The organism is Lentzea chajnantorensis (assembly GCF_054300775.1).
In genome coordinates, this window is record NZ_JBSDZT010000002.1 from 7,182,009 (window position 1) to 7,198,009 (window position 16,001).

A 16,001-nucleotide genomic window follows, 5' to 3' on the forward strand; every position below is an offset into this window, starting at 1 on the left:
GTCCGCACCAAGGCGGGCCGGGGCTTCGTACTTCCGAGTGCGCGTTGCAGTCGGTCAGGCCTGGTTGAACTCGTCCGGGTTCGGCCCGATCCGCCCGCCGCGGTCCAGGGTGGACAGCGCGGCCAGCTCCTCCTCGGCCAGCTCGAAGCCGAACACGTCGATGTTCTCCCTGATCCGCGCCGGCGTGACCGACTTCGGGATCACGACGTTGCCGAGCTGCAGGTGCCAGCGCAGCACGACCTGGGCGGCGGACTTGTCGTGGCGGGCCGCGATCTCGGTGACCACGGGGTCCTTCAGCAGCTCGCCGCCCTGGCCGAGCGGCGACCACGCCTCGGTGACGATGCCGTGCTCGGCGTGGAACGCCCGCACCTCGGCCTGCTGCAGGTACGGGTGCAGCTCGATCTGGTTGACCGCGGGCACGACGCCGGTCTCGTCGATCAGGCGCCGCAGGTGCGCGGGCTGGAAGTTGGACACGCCGATGGCGCGGACGCGGCCGCTCTCCCGCAGCTCGACGAACGCCTTCCAGGTGTCGACGTAGAGGTCGCGCTCTGGCGTCGGCCAGTGGATCAGGTACAGGTCGACGACGTCGAGGCCGAGCTTGGACTGCGAGGCGTCGAACGCGCGCAGGGCGGCGTCGTGGCCGTGGTCGGCGTTCCACAGCTTGGTGGTGACGAACACGTCCGCGCGGTCTACATCGGACTTGGTGATCGCCGCGCCGACGCCGGCCTCGTTGCCGTACGCGGCCGCGGTGTCGATGCTGCGGTATCCGGCGTTCAGCGCCTCGGTGACGGTGGGGATGGCCTCCTCGTCGGGCACCTGCCAGACGCCGAAGCCGAGCTGGGGCATGGTCACGCCGTTGTTGAGCTTCACGGTGGTCAAAGCGGTTTCCTCACGGTGGTGTCAGGGGATGAGCGTCGGGGCGGTGCCGCCGTCGACGCGCAGTGCGGCGCCGGTCGTGGCCGAGGACAGGTCCGACGCAACGTAGGTGATGAGGTTCGCGACCTCGTGCGGCCGGATCAGGCGGCCCAGCAACAGGGTCGGGCGTTCGGTGCGGACGAACTCCGCCTCGCCGCCGTCGCCGACCCGGTCGCGGATGAACTCCTCGACGCCGGGCGTCAGGGTCGGGCCGGGCAGCACCGAGTTGACGGTGACGCCGGTGCCCTTCACCGCCTGGGCCATGCCGCGCGCGATGGCGAGCTGCGCGGTCTTCGTCATGCCGTAGTGGACCATCTCGGTCGGGGTGAAGACGGACGACTCGCTGCTCACGAAGATCACCCGGCCCCAGCCGCGCTCGACCATGCGCGGCGTGTAGTGCCGCGAGAGCCGCACGCCGGACATGACGTTGGTGTCGAAGAAGCGCTGCCACTCGGCGTCGTCGATCTCGAAGACCGGCTTGGCGCCGTAGATGCCCAGGTTGTTCACGAGCACGTCGACGTCGGGCACCTGCGCGACGAGGTCCGCCGCGCCCTCCGCGGTCGAGATGTCGGCCGCGACACCGCGGACGTCGCCGGAGCCGTTGCCGCTGAGCTTGCCGACCGCCTCGGCGACCCGCTCCTCGCTGCGGCCGCTGACGACGACGGACGCGCCCGCCTTGAGCAGCGCCTCCGCCGTGGCGTAGCCGATGCCCGCGGTGGAGCCGGTCACAAGTGCCGTGCGTCCCGACAGGTCCATGTCTCTCCCCGGTAGACTTGTTGATGACGATTACAAGCGTACGCAATAGTTGCAGACGCTGTCTATTCGGAGGGGATGTACTTCATGTCACTGGACGACGACGCCGTCCAGGCGCGCGCGCAGGGCTGGCGCACGCTCGCGGCGCTGCACGCGCGCATCGAAGACCGCCTCGAACGAGCGCTGCAGAAGGCACACGAACTCTCCGTCAGCGAGTACACCGTTCTGGACGTCCTCAACCGCCAGGACGGCTTCCACCTTCGGATGAACCAGCTCTCCAACGCCGTCGTGCTGAGCCAGTCCGCCACGACCCGCCTGGTCACCCGGCTGGAGGACCGCGGCCTGTTGCAGCGCTACCTGTGCCCCACCGACCGCCGCGGCATCTACACCGAGGTAACCGAGAAGGGTCACGAGCTGCTCGCCCTCGCCCGCCCCACCCACGACCGCGCGCTGAGCGAGTCGCTGGACGAGGCGGGCGCCACGCCGGAGCTGAAGCCACTCGTTGAGGCGCTCGCCAAGCTGTAGCCGCTCCAGCAAGATCAGCGCATGCCCGCACCGGACCTGCACGCGTTGATCCGCTCCGAAGCCCACCTGGCCGAGCAGCAACGCGCGCTCACCGAGCCCGTGCTGACCGCGCTCGTCGACGCCGGCGTGCACCGCATGATCGCGCCCCGGCGCTACGCGGGCGCCGAGCTCGGGCTGCCGGAGTGGAGCCGGGAGATCGGCGAGCTGTCCCGTGCGGACGCCTCCACCGGCTGGACCGCCATGACGACCACCTCCTCGTCGTCGCTGGCCTGGTACCTCCCGGCCGACGCCGCCGACGAGGTCTTCACCGACCCGCGTGCCCTGATCGCGGGCACCGCCGCACCGCACGGCCGTGCCGAGGCGGTCGACGGCGGCTACCGCGTCTCGGGCCGCTGGGGCTGGGGCAGCGCCGTGCCGTGGTGCTCGTGGGTCATCGGCGGCACCCTCACACCCAAGGGCCCCCGTCTGGCCGTGTACCCCCGCGCCGACGTGACCGTCCACGACACGTGGCACTCCGCCGGCCTGCGCGCCACCGGCTCGCATGAGTTCTCGCTGTTCAACGCCTTCCTCCCGTCCCGCCGCGCCATCTGGCCGGTCGGCACGACCCCCGGCATCGAGGGCCCGGTCACCGCCTTCCCGTTCTTCAGCTTCCTGGCCGTCGGCGTCGCCTCCGTGTGCCTGGGCATCGCCCGCCGCGCCATCGACGAGGTCGAGGCGCTGGCCGTGGAGAAGACCCCGCAGCACACCACCACCCGCCTCGCCGAGCAGACCGGCCTGCAGATCGACCTGGGCCTCATGGAGGCACGGTTGTCCTCCGCCGCCGCGTTCCTGCACGAGACGTTGAGCGCCGTCTGGGACATGGCCGTGCAACGCACGTACGTGCCCGACGACGCCAAGGCGCGTATGCGGCTCGCGTGCACGTTCGCGGCGTCGGAGTCCGCCGAGGTGACGCAGAAGGCGTTCGCCGCGGGTGGCGGCAGCTCGGTGTTCGAGTCGTCGGCGCTGCAACGTTGCTTCCGTGACGCGCACACGGCCGCCCAGCACACCGTGGTGTCGAAGCGGCTGCTGGAGACGTACTCGATGCACCGGCTCGGCCTGGAGCCGGACATGGCGCGGTTCTAGGTCCAGGGCTGGGTAGGCTCACCCGTATGGCCGACACGCAGTACGAAGACCTCCTCCGCCACGTCCTGAAGGAGGGCGTGCGCAAGGAGGACCGCACCGGCACCGGCACCCGGTCGATCTTCGGTCACCAGCTGCGCTACCCGCTCGCCGCGGGCTTCCCGCTGGTCACGACCAAGAAGGTCCACTTCAGGTCGATCGCGTACGAGCTGCTGTGGTTCCTGCGCGGCGACAGCAACGTGCAGTGGCTGCGCGACCACGGCGTGACGATCTGGGACGAGTGGGCCGCTCCCGATGGTGAGCTCGGGCCCGTCTACGGCGTGCAGTGGCGGTCGTGGCCCACGCCCGGCGGCGGTCACGTCGACCAGATCGCCGAGGTCCTCAAGACGCTGCGGACGAACCCGGACTCGCGGCGGATCATCGTGTCCGCGTGGAACGTCGGCGAGATCGCGCAGATGGCGCTGCCGCCGTGCCACGCGTTCTTCCAGTTCTACGTCGCCGACGGCAAGCTGTCGTGCCAGCTCTACCAGCGCAGCGCCGACCTGTTCCTGGGCGTGCCGTTCAACATCGCCTCGTACGCGCTGCTCACGCACATGATCGCCGCGCAGACCGGTCTTGGTGTCGGCGACTTCATCTGGACCGGCGGCGACTGCCACATCTACGACAACCACGTCGAGCAGGTCGAGCTGCAGCTCAGCCGGGAGGCGCGGGAGTTCCCGACGTTGCGGATGGCGCACGCGGACAGCCTCTTCGACTACCGCTACGAGGACTTCACGGTCGAGGGCTACGACCCGCACCCCGGCATCAAGGCACCGGTGGCGGTGTGATCGGCCTGATCTGGGCCCAGGCCGCCGACGGTGTGATCGGCCGGGACAACGCCATCCCGTGGCACGTCCCGGAGGACATGAAGCGCTTCCGCGAGCTCACCACTGGCGCGGCGGTGCTGATGGGCCGCCGCACGTGGGAGTCGTTGCCGCCCCGGTTCCGCCCGCTGCCCGGCCGCCGCAACATCGTGCTCTCCCGCACGCCCCAGGACGGCGTGGAGACGTTCGCCGACCTCGGTGCAGCGCTCGGCGCGGTCGACGGTGACCTCTGGGTGATCGGCGGGTCGGCGGTCTACGCGGCCGCGCTGCCGTTCGCGGACCGGGTCGAGGTCACCGAGATCAGGGAGACCTTCGAGGGCGACACCTACGCGCCGGCGGTCGGCCGTGAGCCGAAGACCGTCGGCGAGTGGCAGCTCTCCACATCCGGCCTGCACTTCCGTTTCCTGAGCTTCTGACCCCCTGCTGCTCCGACATCAGCGGCGGCGGGCACGTGCGTGCCACGCCTCGACGATCAGCTCCTCCAGCTCGTCCACCGGGATGTGCTCCAGCCGCACCAGGATCGCCGGGTAGCCCTGGAAGTGCGGGGTCGTGAAGTACACCGACTCGTCCGCGGCCAGCAGCGCCTCCTTGACGCCCAGGTCCGGCACCCGCGCGGCCAGGATGGGCCCGTCGGGTGCCGACGGGCCCAGTGCCGCGAGGTCGGTCTTGCGCAGCGGCCGTTCCCAGACGAAGAGCTTGTCGCTGACCCGCCAGTCGACGACGCCCTCCCGCACCCGTTCCGTCACGTCCGGCATGGAGGTGGCGATCCTGCGCACGTCGTTCCAGGTGGCCATGGGAAGCTCCTACAGGTGGTCCGGCGGACGCTGCTGCTCGGCCAGGAACCGCTCGAACTCGGCGCCCAGTTCATCCGCGGAGGGCAGATCGGTGTTCCCGACAGTCTGGATGAAGGCGTCGTACTGCCGCTCGAGCGCTTCCACCACCTGGGCGACCTCCTCCGACTCCGCGACCTGCCGGTGGATCTCGGCGTCGGCGGCCTGGGCGGCGTCGATCAGCGCGCCGATGGGCAGCGCGAGACCGGTCGCGCGGGCGACGGCGTCGAGCAGGGTGACCGCGGCGGTCGGGTACGTCGACTGGGCCAGGTAGTGCGGCACCTGGGCGGCGAAGCCCATGGCGTCGTGACCGGCCTGACCGAGGCGGAGCTCCAGCAGGCCGGAGACGTTGCCCGGCACCTGCACCCGGTTGAAGAACGGCTGGTACTCCGAGACCAGCTCGGGGCGGGTCGCGTGACCGATGACGTTCAACGGCCGGGTGTGCGGCACGCCCATCGGGATGCCGTGGAAGCCCAGCGTCAGGCGCACGCCCCAGCGGTCGACCAGGTCGCGCACGGCCTGCACGAACGCCTCCCAGCCGCGGTCCGGCTCCGGGCCGTTGAGCAGCAGGAACGGGTGGCCGGCGCTGTCGTGCAGCAGGTGCACGACCAGCTCGGGCGTGGCGTAGTCCTCCCAGTGGTCGGTCGCGTAGGTCATCAGCGGCCGCCGGGAGCGGTAGTCGATCAGGCCGTCGACGTCGAATCGGGCGATGACGCGGCTTTCGAGGGTCTCCAGCAGGTGTTCGGCGAGCAGCCGTCCTGCGGCGCCCGCGTCCATGAAGCCCTCGAAGTGGTGCAGCAGCACCGCACCGGTCAGGTCCGGCACCTCCGAGTCCACCTCGTACAGGTTGTCCGGGTCCAGCACCGCACGCCTCCCAACATCGTTCCCGTGTCCATCAAGCCAACCATGTGGACACCGGACTGATTCCGCACGGGTCGATTACCCCATACGGCCCGACTGAGCGCATCACCCCACGGGTACTCCAACGCGGTGGAGAGGCGCTGGGTGACGCGGGGAGCACTGGTGGCGGTCGTCGTTCTCGCGATCGGCGCGACGATCGGGCTCCTGGGCCAGTTCCGGCCGTTCGGGGACGTGCTCGGCGAGCAGACGGTGGACCGCAGCCAGCCCGCTGTCCTCAAGGCGGTGCGCGACCTCAGCCAGTACCACGCCGCCTCCGGCGAGTTCCAGGTCGTGCTCGACATCGAGCAGGACGTGAAGTGGGTGCCCGCGGTGCTGGCCGGTGAGCGCACCCTGTTCGTGGCGGCCGGGTCGGTCAACGCCTACGTCGACCTCGGCGCGCTCGCGGAGGACGGCCTCGTCGTGTCGCCGGACGGGAAGTCGGTCGAGCTGCGGCTGCCGTCCGCGCGGCTGGACAGGCCGAACCTGCACCACGACCGTTCGTACGTCTTCAGCCAGGAGCGCGGCCTGGTCAACCGGTTGAACGCGCTCGTGGAAGTGCCCGACCAGCAACGGTTCTACGTCGCCGCCGAGGCGAAGCTCGCCGACGCGGCGAAGGAGTCGGAGCTGACCAAGCGCGCCGAGGACAACACGCGCACGATGCTCACCGGAATGCTGCAGGGCCTGGGTTTCCAGGTCAGGGTGCAGCCCGGCTGAGAACCGGAACGCGCTCTGCGGCGAACGTCGTACGTGCAGCTCAACGGTTTCGCCGACCCCGCCGGGCACCCGGCCCCACCGGGTTAGGATCCGCTCGTGGACGACGACCTGATGGCCTGGGCTCCGGCGAGCGGTGCCGCGCAGGCACCGGGAATCGCGTTGCCGGGCTACAGCGGTTTCCGCGTGATCGCCCAGGGCGGCGAGGGCACGATCTACCGCGCCCGCCAGGACGGTCTGGGCCGCGACGTCGCCGTGAAGGTCCTCCAGGTCACGGACCCGGCCACGGTGACCCGCTTCCGCCGCGAGCTCGCCATCACCGTGGAGCTGGGCCGCCAGCACCCGCACATCGTCACCGTGCTCGACACCGGCACGTTGCCCGACGGTCGTCCGTGCATCGTCATGGAGTACTACGAACGCGGCTCGCTGCACGACCGTTTGCGCGCCATGGGCCTGTTGCCGGTGCCGGACGTGGTGGCCGCGGGCATCGCCGTGGCCGACGCGCTGGCGTTCGCGCACGGTCAGGGCATCCTGCACCGCGACGTGAAGCCGCAGAACGTGCTCGTGCTGCCCACGTCCTACGTGCTGGCCGACTTCGGCATCGCTCGCGGTGCCGACGCGGGCCACTCCGCGTCGCTGCAGATGGTCAGCTACCGCCACGCCGCACCGCAGATGCTGGAGGGCGGCGCGCCGTCGTTCGCCGACGACGTCTGGTCGCTCGGTTCGACGCTCTTCACGCTGCTGGAGGGCAAGCCGCCGTTCGCCTCCGACAACCCCGACGAGGACACGCTGCTGTCCTACGTCGGCCGGGTGAGCACGGCGGAACCGCGGTCGCTGACCCGGTTCGACGTGCCGGCGTCGCTGGCCGCGGTGATCTCCCGCTGCCTGCGCAAGGACCGCGCCGAACGCTTCTCCTCCGCGCTGGAGCTGCGCGACGCCCTGGTGAACGTGACCTCCGGCGCCACCCTGGCACCGCTGTCCGTTGTGGACCCCGACTCGACGCAGATGATGGGCGAGCGCCCCGTCTTCTACCCCGAGGGCCCCACCGAGGCACCGGGTTTCGGGCCGCGCGGGGTGAAGGAGGAAGAGCCGGAACCCGAGGAGCCGCAGGAGGAACCCGACGACTCCTGGCAGGGCAGGCTCGCTGACCTCACCTACCGCCGCACCGACCTCCCGCCTCCCCCACCGCCGGTCGTCGCGGCACCGCCGGTCGTGCTGCCCACCGTCGACCTGCCGCCGTACGAGCCGCCGGTCGAGCCGATGACCGCCCCGGTCCGCCGCCGCAACCGCGGTGGCGTGCTCGCGGTCCTCGCCGTGGTCGCGGTGGCGGGCGGCGTCACCGCAGGGGTACTGCTCAACCGCGGCGAGACAAGCACCGCGGCCCAGCCGACGACCACGACCACGTTGCCCGTGCCCACCTCGGAGTCCCTCGACGCCGGACCGCCCCCGAACGCCGACCCGCGGTTCGTGCCGGTGCTCAAGCGCGCCGAGTACGAGGGCAGGGCGATCGAGCTGGAGTGGAGCGACCCGAGCGGCGGGCAGGCCGAGTTCGTGGTGATCGACGTGACCGGGGCGAAGCCGCAGGCCGTGACGCGGGTGACCGGCGGCGGCACCACGTACGTGATCGAGGACGGCGGCGGGGTGCGGCGGTGCTTCCAGATCGCCGCGTTCGGCTACCAGGGTGAGCGCGGCAGCTCCTCGAAGGTGTGCGCGGCGAAGAACTGACGCCCGCACCACCTTCTTCGGAGGTGGCGGGGCGGGGTGCACGTGGCCTGAGCCTCAGCGGCGGCGGAACAGCGGGCGCGGGTCGACCGCCCACAGCAGCCGGCGCCACCAGGAAGCCTTGCGCCGCACCGCTTTCTCCACCTGCCGCGCGAGCCGCCAGCCGTGCTCGGCGCGGGCGGGTCGCGGTGCGAACGCCGCCTCGTCGACCATCGTGGCCAGCCGCGCGCCCGCCTCGCCCCACTCGCGGCCCACGTCGGGTGCGGTGCGGCTCGGGTGCGGGCGCAGACCGGCCAGCAGCAACGAGTCGAGCACCGCGTTCCACGCGCCCACCGGGCCGGCCGCGCGCAGGCGGACGCGGCGGGTGGTGCGGGCGGCGTACAGCGCCAGCAGCAGCACCACCGGGGTGAGCGCCCAGAACGGGAAGCCCTGCCGGAGCTCGGGTGCGGCGACGTTCTCCTGACCGACGGCGGACGGCTGGACGAGCGGCGGCACCGACGCGAGCGAGGTCGGGGTCGGCTTGGCGGTGCTGGAGGCGAGGCGGTTGAGGACCTCGCGCTTGGAGGCGGCGCTGGGGCCGCTGCCGTTGCCGGACACCGGGTCGAACGCCACCCAGCCCCAGCCGGTGAAGTAGACCTCGGGCCAGGCGGTGGCGTCGGCGGCGCGCACGATGCGTTCGCCGGACTGCTCCGGCACCGGCTGGAAGCCCACGACCACACGGGTCGGGAGGCCGACGGCGCGGGCCAGGACGGCGTAGGCGGAGGCGAACTGCTCCGCGGTGCCCGCTCCGGCCCCGGCCTCACCGGGGTTGCCGAAGAGGAACGTCTCCAGGCGGGCGTAGGAGGACCCGACCGGTGCCTCGGCGTCGGGGCGGCGGTTGAGGCGCACGACCTGTTCCAGCGCAACGGCCTTCTCGTACGGGGTGCGCGCGTTCTGAGTGGCCTGCCGCGCGTACTCGGCGAGGGTGAACGGCAGCCGCGGCACGGCGGTGTAGCGGGTGTCGCCGGGGACGGCCGCCTCGGCCAGGTCGGTGTCCGCGGGGGTGTCGAGGATGCCGCGGACGGTGTAGCTGAGGCCGGTGCGCAGGCCGTCGGCCACCACCAGCGAGCCGGTGTCGGGGTCGACCATGGCGTTGCTGAGCGACACGGACCGCGGTTTTCCGATGCCCGGCAACCACTCGCCGTCGAGACCGGTGATCGTCAGGTCGACGCTCGTGTCCTGGAACTTGCCGCCGGTCGGGAGGTCCGGGGCGTCGACCACGCCGAGCGGCCCGTAGGTGGAGGCCGCTTCCCAGGAGGCGCCGGAGAACCGGCTCAGGGTCACCAGCCGGACCGGCACCTCGGGGCCGCGCATCCGGAACAGCTCCGCGTCGCCCCGCGCCGCCCACGCGGCGAGCCGCGGCAGCGGGTTGGAGATCGCGACGTTCGTGATGGGTGGCGTGACGAGCTTGCGCGGCTCGAAACCGTTGGTGGGCAGCACGATCGTCAACAGCGTGAGCGCGGCCAGCACCGTGGCGAGCACCGCGGGCGGCACGACGGGACCGCGCCGGTCGATGACCAGCCAGCCCAGCGCCAGCAGCACGACGAGGACGAGCGCGGTGATGCCGTAGCGGTCGGCCTTGCCCGCGGTGAGCAGCGCGGCGGACACGTAGAGGACGGCGGCACCGAGCGCGGGCACGAACAACGCGGTGCGCTGCCTGCCGATCGACAGGACGGTCGCGACGGACATGCCGAACACCAGCAGCAGCCCCGGCACCAGCAGCTCCGGTGTGGCCGGTGCGGGACGCGCGGCGGTGAGCAGCCGCGGCACGGTGTCGAGCAGCACGTGCGTCGGGTCGCGGCCGGGCACCGCACCGCGGGCCGCGAAGTAGCCGCCGGCCATCGCCACGGCCATCAGCGCGATCCCCGCCAGCCCGGCGGGAACGAGGCGCCGCAGCGGAACCGCGAGGAACCCCAGCGCGGCGGCGAGTCCGAAGTAGACGACCGCGCCGTCCCAGGCCTGGGCCAGCTGCACCGCGGCGACCAGCAGGACGGCGGCGACCCACCCGTACCTCATCGCGCCACCACCGCGTTCCACTGGCCGACCAGGTCTTCGGCCTTGGGCCCGCTGACGACGAGCACCGACCCGGCGGCACCAGCGGGTTTCTCCTCGCCGACCACGAGCACGGTGCCGAACGCGGCCCGCCCGGCCTCCAGCACGAGCGCGGGACTGGTGTGCCCGCTGACCACCGCCACCACGTCGAGGTCGCGCACGGGCACGGTCAGCGCGCCGTCGAGCGCGGTCAGCTCCAGGTCGGCCAGCGTCGCGAGGAGCGGCGCCGAGTCCTGCGCCTCCTCCAGGTCCGCGCTGCCGGAGGTGGTCATGAGCCGCACCGGGTGCCCCTGCTCCAGCGCCGAGGTGACGAGCGAGGCCGCGACCTCCACCGCCTCCTCGAACAGCGCCGGGTCGCCGTAGGCGGCAGAGCTGTCGTCGAGCAGCACGGCGAGGTGCGGCCGGGCCGGGTCGGCGTCCTCGCGGATCATCAACGTGCCGGTGCGCGCCGACGTGGCCCAGTGCAGCCGCCGCAGGTCGTCACCGGGCACGTACTCCCGCAGCCCGACCAGGTCCGTGCCGCCGCGCTCGACCCGTTCGTCCGCGCCGACCTGCCCCCGCCGGGCCCCGGACGGCAAGCCGCGCACGGGCAGCACCCGCGGCACGACCCGCACCTGCACCACCTCACCGAGCACGGTCCGTGCCTGCGCGAGCCCCGCCACCCCCTTGCGCCGCAACGTCAACGGCCCCACGTCGAACACACCGCGCCGCTGCGTCGGGATCGCGTAGTCCACCGCCTCGGTGACACCGGGCTTCAACAACGGCACGTCGACCGCCATCGGCTCCCCCGCCACCAGGTCCACGGCGTCGAGCGCGACGGGCCACCGCCCGGTCGTCGACAGCTCCAGCCGCCCACTGCACCGCGCGAGCCGCGGCACGGTGCGCGGCCGGACCGTGCGGGCCGTCGTCAGCGGGCTGGCGACCAGCACGGACACCGTCGAGGCCACGACCAGCGCCGTCAGCGCCAGGCCGAACCCGGTCATGCCCGCGTACCGCCACCACAGGCCGACGCCGGTCATGGCGAGGCCGAGGACCAGCACGCCGGTACCGCGCAGGGTGAGCCGGAGCGCCTTCACGCCGCCCACCGCCGGGCGGGGCGGGATGCGGGCGATGACGGGGGGTGGGAGTTGCGCGCCACCGTTTGGGAGGCGGTGGGACGGAGCCCGGTGGGGCGGAGCCCGGCGGGGTGGAGTCCGGTGGGGCGGAGCCCGGCGGGGTGGAGTCCGGCGGGGCGAAGCCCGGCGGGGCGAAGCCCGGCAAGCCGGAGCCCGGCGGGGCGAAGGCCGGCGGGGCGAAGGCCGGCGGGGCGAAGGCCGGCGGGGCGAAGGCCGGCGGGGCGAAGCCCGGTGCGGCGGAGGTCAGTGGTGCGAAGCCCGCAGGGGCGAAGCCCGCTGGAGCGCAGTCCGCTGGAGCGCAGTCCGGCAAGGCGGAGTCCGTGCGGTGCGCGGTCCGAGACAGCACCTGGTCCGGCGAACCGGACCAGGGCGAGGTGAGCCGTGACCGACGGAGAGCGGCGCCGCGCCGCGCGGGTGAGCGCGGCGCGGGGTGCGGGCGGTCTCATTGCGTCGCGGGCTTGGGGACCGGCACGCGGGACAGCACGTCGGCCAGCACCTCGGACGTCGTCACGCCCGCCAGCACGCTCTCCCTCGTCAGCACCAGGCGGTGTGCCAGCACCGGGTCCGCGATGTCCTGGACGTCCTGCGGCACCACGAAGTGCCGGCCCTTCGAGGCCGCGTACACCTGGGCGCAGCGCACCAGGGTCCGCAGGCCGCGGGTGGACGTGCCGAGGCGCAGGCGGTCGTCGGAGCGGGTGCCGGTGCCCAGGGCCGAGATGTACTGCAGGATCGGGTCGGCCACGTGCAGCAGCTGCAGGCGGCCGCTGAACGCGCTCACCTCGCGCGGTGAGGTCACGGTGCGGACGTCGGTGATGCGGCCGGCGCCGCTGCCGGGGCGCAGCACGTCCAGCTCGTCGGCGACCGAGGGGTAGCCGATGGAGGTGCGCAGCATGAAGCGGTCGAGCTGGGCCTCTGGCAGGCGGTAGGTGCCGTCGAGGTCGATCGGGTTCTGCGTGGCCACCACGAGGAACGGGTCGGGCACGGTGTGGCCGACGCCGTCGATCGTGACGGTCCGCTCCTCCATCACCTCGAGCAGCGCCGACTGGGTCTTGGCCGCGGCGCGGTTGATCTCGTCGGCCAGCACGATGTTCGCGAACACCGGGCCGGGGCGGAAGCGGATCTGGCCGGTCTGCGGGTCGTAGACCGACGTGCCGGTCACGTCGGAGGGCAGCAGGTCCGGCGTGAACTGCACGCGCCGCGACACCCCGCCCAGCGCGCCCGCCACGGCGCGCGCCAGCGTCGTCTTGCCGGTGCCCGGCACGTCCTCCAGCAGCACGTGACCGCCCGCGAACATGGCCACCAGCACCAGGTCGACCACGTCCCGCTTGCCGCGCACCGCGGCCTCGACCGCGTCACCGAGGCGGGTGTGCAGGTCGCGGAAGGCCGAGACCTCGCCCGTGTCGATCACTGTTCCTCTTCCCTTCGCGGCTTGATCCGCAGCAGGAACGCCGCCGCGAGCAGGCCCAGGCCACCGGCGCCCATCGGGGCCGTCTCCACGCCGGCCGGTGCCATGCGCGGGATGCACGACGGCTTGCCGGCGCACTCGTCGTAGGTGAACAGCGTGGTCCGCGCGGCCGAGTCGACCTGGCCGCCGCCGGAGGCCGCGTAGGCGCGCACGACGATCCGGTTGCTGCCCTCGTCCACGTCGATCGTCGCCGACGTGGCGTTGCACGGGATGCCGACCGCGAAGCCGTACGTCACGTTCACGACCTCGCAGCGCCCGTTGTGGCTCGCCCAGTCCGCGGGCGGGGCCATGGTCACGCGGCGCGTCGGGATCGTCCGCGCACCGGTGAGCCCGGTGATGACCGTGGCACCCGCGCTCGGCAACGACGGCGGCGGCGGGGGCGGCGGAGGCGTGGTCGTTGTGGTCGTCACGACCGGCGGCGGAGGCGGTGGCGGCGGCGGAGGGGGCGTGGTCGTCGTCGTGGTGGGCGGTGGAGGCGGGGGCGGGGTGTTCGGCGGCGTCACCGTGAACGCGGCCATGCCCGCGGCACCGGCGGCGGTCGCCGTCGACGCGCGCACCGTCACGTCCAGCCTGCCGTTCGTGCAGAACGTCGAACCCGCGCACGGCAGCGACAGCTCGGCCGTCGTGCCCGCCACCTGGGCCGACTTCGACCCGCCGGTGAACGAGCCGGAGCCCGACACCGTGTAGCCCGCGATCGGCTCGGCCGACGCCGGCGCGGTCCAGCTCACCGTCACGACGAGCGCCGAGGAGCTGCGCGACTTCTCCCGCACGGACACACCGGCGGGCGCACCGGGAGCGGCACCACCCGCGGAAGGCGTCGTGGTGGTGGTCACCGGCGGCGGCGACACCTCGGTCGTCGGGCCGCTGCCGTCCGGGGTGCCGCCGGGGTTGCGCGGCGGCTTCGTCGGCTCGTTCGGGTTCGGCGGCGGGGGCGGCGGCACCGACGGCGGCGGCGAGCGGTCCGGGTCCTTCACCGGCAGCTCGGGCGAGCGGATCGTCAGCGAGCGGGTCGCGCCGTCGGCGTCGACCAGCACACCGGTCGAGGAGCCCGGCACGTTCACGAACAGCCGGCCGTCGTCGAACACCAGCTCCGGGTCGGACCCGCCGGCGGTGCGCACGTCGTCACCGCCGCGCTTGCCGCCGCGGTCGAGCACGATGACCTTGCCGGACCCCTTGCAGGGCACGTAGACCTTGTCGCGGAACACCGCGGGACGGCCGGGCTTCGGGCAGCCCAGCGAGCCGACGTCGACGCGCAGCACGTCGCGGCCCACGACCAGCACGACGACCGACGACGACGGGACCGAGGCGGGCACGAGGTCGAGCGGCGCGAGCTGCGCGGCGATCACCTCGGCGTCCAGTCGGCCGGTCGAGGCGGAGACGTCCTCGCCGGTGCCGTCGCGCACCACGACGCCTCCGTCCAGGCCGAGCAGCGTCACGCCCTGGTCGTGCGGCACGAGCACGGTGCGCGGCCCGGCACCGGTGACCTGGCGGTGCGACCGCTCCTCGAACTTCTCCTCGTCCACCGACCAGTCGAGCGCGCGCAGGGTGCCGCCGTGGTCCACGACCCACAGCACGCCGCGCTCGTCCACCACGGCGTCCGCGAGCGGCTGCCCCGCCTGCCACGTCTGGCCGACGTCGTCCAGCGTCAGCGGGTCGGCGGTGTGCACGGTGCCCGCCGCGCGGTCGACGACGAACACCAGCCCGTTCGCCACCAGCACCTTGCTCGTCGCTCCCGGCGGGGCCTGCCTGCGCCCGGAGGCGAGCAGCGTCGCGAGGTCGATGACGGTGATCTCGCCCGTGCGCCGGTCCAGCACGATCAGGCGCCCGTCCTCCTGGGCGATCTCCAGCTGCGAGTCCGGCCCGCTGATCTGCAGGCGGGTCTGCGGCTTGCCCGACACCGGGTTGACCTGCACGACCTCACCGCGCTGGTCGTCGCCCAGCCAGGTGAGACCGTCGGAGACGTCCACCGAGGTGCGCGAGATGCCCTGCCCGAGCGCGGCGCCCGCGAGCACCAGCACGCCGAGCAGTGCCGCGACGAAGCTCGCCGACTCCCGCCCTCCACCGGAGATGATCCGTCTGATCCGGTGCCACCAAGCCATCGCGCACCCTCCCTCGCCCGCCGGGGATGCTAACCCCCTGCTCTGACAGCTTCGGACGGTGCTCGGTTCCCGGATCGCCCGATCAGCCACACGGCCGACATGGACAACGGTAATGACGGGGTCTGACAATTCCGGATTCCGAATGGCACTGGACCGAACCGCTCAGCGCGGCAGACCGAACGGATCAACGCGGACACACGGCGGACGCTCTGCCGCGGAGCGCTCTCCTGAATACAGTGGACCCATGGAGATCCCCGGCATGGGACTGGCCAGGCAGGTGCTGGGCACCGCCGTCACGACGACGACCGCGGTGGCCGCGGTTCCCGGCCGCGTGCTCGACCTGATCGGCGAGGTGGAACAGCTCGTCCGCAAGGTCAACGGCACGATCGACGCGGTCGACGCCGTCGTCGCGCGGGCGGACGGCCTGGTGGAGCGCACCGGCAACGTCATAGCCGACGCGGAGAAGGCGGTCGACCAGGTGCGCGCGATCACCGCGAGCGCCGCGGACGTCGCAGAGCGTGCGGGTGGCGTCGTCGCGACGGCCGGGAGGACGGCGGACACCGCCGACGAGCTGATCCACATCTACGAGCCGATCGCGAAGCAGGCCCAGCCGCTCGCGAAGCGGTTCGTCGACGAGCTGTCGCCGCAGGAGATCGAGGCCGCGATCAGGCTGGTCGACGAGCTGCCCGCCCTCACCGAGCACCTGACCAGCGACATCTTGCCGATCCTGGCCACGCTCGACCGGGTCGGACCGGAGGTGCACCAGCTGCTGGAGGTCACGAGCGACGTCCGCCAGGCCATCCTCGGCATCCCCGGTTTCGGGTTCATGCGCCGGCGCGGCGAGAAGAAAGAGGAGGAAGAGGGTGTGAAGGACGGCGAGAACGGGTAGCCGC

The 16,001-nt window shown here is 72.7% G+C and carries 15 protein-coding genes; 7 read left to right on the top strand and 8 right to left on the bottom strand.

Features of this window, described 5'->3' with window-relative positions:
• Window positions 1–54: 54 nt before the first annotated feature.
• Both ACVDFE_RS34430 and ACVDFE_RS34435 read right to left on the bottom strand, forming a co-directional pair.
• Complete coding sequence (locus tag ACVDFE_RS34430; RefSeq protein WP_360388317.1) at window positions 55–846, bottom strand: aldo/keto reductase; 792 nt, start codon at window positions 844–846, stop codon at window positions 55–57.
• Between the two features lie 54 nt (window positions 847–900).
• A complete protein-coding gene (locus tag ACVDFE_RS34435; protein ID WP_360386737.1) occupies window positions 901–1,671 on the bottom strand; it encodes an SDR family NAD(P)-dependent oxidoreductase in 771 nt (256 codons plus the stop codon).
• A gap of 84 nt (window positions 1,672–1,755) precedes the next feature.
• On the opposite strand from ACVDFE_RS34435, the gene ACVDFE_RS34440 reads away from it, so the two are divergent.
• The 4 genes from ACVDFE_RS34440 to ACVDFE_RS34455 are packed head-to-tail and all read left to right on the top strand — an operon-like array spanning window position 1,756 to window position 4,591.
• Entirely contained in the window at window positions 1,756–2,193 is a 438-nt protein-coding gene (locus tag ACVDFE_RS34440) for a MarR family winged helix-turn-helix transcriptional regulator (RefSeq protein WP_360386734.1), read from the top strand.
• Between the two features lie 21 nt (window positions 2,194–2,214).
• The gene (locus ACVDFE_RS34445) at window positions 2,215–3,315 is read left to right on the top strand and encodes an acyl-CoA dehydrogenase family protein (protein WP_360386732.1); all 1,101 of its coding nucleotides are present in this window, start codon (window positions 2,215–2,217) and stop codon (window positions 3,313–3,315) included.
• Between the two features lie 26 nt (window positions 3,316–3,341).
• Window positions 3,342–4,139 (top strand): thymidylate synthase, encoded by a 798-nt coding sequence (locus ACVDFE_RS34450; RefSeq protein ID WP_360386729.1) that lies wholly within the window; start codon window positions 3,342–3,344, stop codon window positions 4,137–4,139.
• Window positions 4,136–4,591: a dihydrofolate reductase gene (locus ACVDFE_RS34455; RefSeq protein WP_458433408.1), complete on the top strand. Its 456-nt coding sequence runs from the start codon at window positions 4,136–4,138 to the stop codon at window positions 4,589–4,591. The genes ACVDFE_RS34450 and ACVDFE_RS34455 overlap by 4 nt, the downstream gene beginning before the upstream one ends.
• Before the next feature lie 18 nt (window positions 4,592–4,609).
• On the opposite strand, the gene ACVDFE_RS34460 is transcribed toward ACVDFE_RS34455, so the two are convergent.
• Both ACVDFE_RS34460 and ACVDFE_RS34465 read right to left on the bottom strand, forming a co-directional pair.
• Complete coding sequence (locus ACVDFE_RS34460) at window positions 4,610–4,969, bottom strand: MmcQ/YjbR family DNA-binding protein (RefSeq protein WP_458433409.1); 360 nt, start codon at window positions 4,967–4,969, stop codon at window positions 4,610–4,612.
• Between the two features lie 9 nt (window positions 4,970–4,978).
• Window positions 4,979–5,869, bottom strand: a complete 891-nt coding sequence (locus tag ACVDFE_RS34465) for a proteasome assembly chaperone family protein (protein ID WP_360386720.1) — start codon at window positions 5,867–5,869, stop codon at window positions 4,979–4,981.
• Between the two features lie 159 nt (window positions 5,870–6,028).
• On the opposite strand from ACVDFE_RS34465, the gene ACVDFE_RS34470 reads away from it, so the two are divergent.
• Together ACVDFE_RS34470 and ACVDFE_RS34475 are read left to right on the top strand one after the other, a co-directional pair.
• On the top strand, window positions 6,029–6,619 hold the full coding sequence (locus ACVDFE_RS34470) for a DUF4230 domain-containing protein (protein ID WP_360386718.1): 591 nt from the start codon (window positions 6,029–6,031) through the stop codon (window positions 6,617–6,619).
• A gap of 96 nt (window positions 6,620–6,715) precedes the next feature.
• On the top strand, window positions 6,716–8,341 hold the full coding sequence (locus ACVDFE_RS34475; protein ID WP_458433410.1) for a serine/threonine-protein kinase: 1,626 nt from the start codon (window positions 6,716–6,718) through the stop codon (window positions 8,339–8,341).
• 54 nt (window positions 8,342–8,395) lie between these two features.
• Here the strand turns inward: ACVDFE_RS34475 and ACVDFE_RS34480 are convergent, their stop codons facing one another.
• The 4 genes from ACVDFE_RS34480 to ACVDFE_RS34495 all read right to left on the bottom strand — a co-directional run bounded on the left by ACVDFE_RS34480 (window position 8,396) and on the right by ACVDFE_RS34495 (window position 15,108).
• Window positions 8,396–10,393, bottom strand: coding sequence for a DUF3488 and transglutaminase-like domain-containing protein (locus ACVDFE_RS34480; protein ID WP_458433411.1), 1,998 nt, complete (start codon window positions 10,391–10,393; stop codon window positions 8,396–8,398).
• Window positions 10,390–11,505, bottom strand: a complete 1,116-nt coding sequence (locus ACVDFE_RS34485; protein ID WP_458433412.1) for a DUF58 domain-containing protein — start codon at window positions 11,503–11,505, stop codon at window positions 10,390–10,392. The genes ACVDFE_RS34480 and ACVDFE_RS34485 overlap by 4 nt, the downstream gene beginning before the upstream one ends.
• Window positions 11,506–11,986: 481 nt before the next feature.
• Window positions 11,987–12,952 (bottom strand): AAA family ATPase, encoded by a 966-nt coding sequence (locus ACVDFE_RS34490; RefSeq protein ID WP_458433413.1) that lies wholly within the window; start codon window positions 12,950–12,952, stop codon window positions 11,987–11,989.
• Entirely contained in the window at window positions 12,949–15,108 is a 2,160-nt protein-coding gene (locus ACVDFE_RS34495) for a hypothetical protein (RefSeq protein ID WP_458433414.1), read from the bottom strand. The genes ACVDFE_RS34490 and ACVDFE_RS34495 overlap by 4 nt, the downstream gene beginning before the upstream one ends.
• 244 nt (window positions 15,109–15,352) lie before the next feature.
• On the opposite strand from ACVDFE_RS34495, the gene ACVDFE_RS34500 reads away from it, so the two are divergent.
• Window positions 15,353–15,997: a hypothetical protein gene (locus ACVDFE_RS34500; RefSeq protein WP_360398621.1), complete on the top strand. Its 645-nt coding sequence runs from the start codon at window positions 15,353–15,355 to the stop codon at window positions 15,995–15,997.
• Window positions 15,998–16,001 lie beyond the last annotated feature (4 nt).